Raw genomic sequence first — 474 nt, forward strand, 5'->3', positions numbered from 1 at the left:
GCCGCGCCGCGCAAATGTTTCGCCGGTCACATACTGCACATACCTGTGAAGCGGGCCGAAGTGGACGATGGGTAAAAACTCGTGTAGAAGTTCAGGGCCGCTGACCCCGGCATACTGCCAATGCGTAGATTACGGGAGGATCATCGCATGTGTGAAGTTTTTGCAGGTCAGGACCCGGAACGCTATGCCTGCACGACCCGCCGCCTGCGGCTGAACGGGCAGAGCACGTCGATCCGATTGGAAAATGCCTTCTGGGCCACGCTGGACGATATCGCGGCCCGCGACGGCGTGACTACCCCGGTCTTTATCTCGACACTGCATGCAGAAGTGCTGGAACAACGGGGCGAGCCCTCCAACTTCACGTCGCTGCTGCGCTGCGCATGTCTGAAGTTTATGGAGATCTCTCGCACGGCGACCCCCGCTGCCATGGCGGCAGAATAGGGGCAGGATAGTCCCGAAAAACATGTGCGGGTA

At 59.7% G+C, this 474-nt stretch carries 1 protein-coding gene; it reads left to right on the forward strand.

Annotated elements, in window-relative coordinates; all coding sequences use genetic code 11:
* Positions 1–147 precede the first annotated feature (147 nt).
* The gene (locus A3764_RS12745) at positions 148–441 is read left to right on the forward strand and encodes a ribbon-helix-helix domain-containing protein (RefSeq protein WP_067925022.1); all 294 of its coding nucleotides are present in this window, start codon (positions 148–150) and stop codon (positions 439–441) included.
* Positions 442–474 lie beyond the last annotated feature (33 nt).

Source organism: Sulfitobacter sp. HI0129 (assembly GCF_001635395.1).
Taxonomy (GTDB): domain Bacteria; phylum Pseudomonadota; class Alphaproteobacteria; order Rhodobacterales; family Rhodobacteraceae; genus Sulfitobacter.

Bases quoted from the DNA above. Each gene is read 5' to 3' on its own strand.
- A3764_RS12745 (WP_067925022.1), top strand. From the start codon at position 148: ATGTGTGAAGTTTTTGCAGGTCAGGACCCGGAACGCTATGCCTGCACG.